Here is a 271-nt window from a genome sequence, read left to right on the forward strand (position 1 = left end):
GGGTTGGACATGGCCGCATGGTGGCAGCCCACCAATGACGGTTATTTCCGGCATGTGCCGAAGGCCGCGATTCTGCAAGCCGTGGGCGAGTACGCGCCCGAGCAGGTTTCCCGGCTGGCGAAATTGAAGAAGGCCGACATTGCCAGCGAAGCCGAACGGCTGGCGGATGGCACGGGGTGGATGCCTGCGATCTTCAAGATCGCAGGCCCACAAGATGCCGCGCAGGAGGAAGGCCCGCAGCGGGACGCACCGGCGGATGCCGAAGCAATGG

The 271-nt window shown here is 64.9% G+C and carries 1 pseudogene; it reads left to right on the plus strand.

Annotated features, from left to right (window positions below):
* A pseudogene (locus AAEZ10_RS27350) lies at positions 1-271 on the plus strand (chromosome partitioning protein ParB); the annotation flags it as partial.

The sequence above is a fragment of the Pseudomonas sp. H26/SER47-MNA-CIBAN-0231 genome (assembly GCF_040310465.1).
In the GTDB taxonomy this organism is placed as follows: Bacteria; Pseudomonadota; Gammaproteobacteria; order Pseudomonadales; family Pseudomonadaceae; genus Aquipseudomonas; species Aquipseudomonas atacamensis.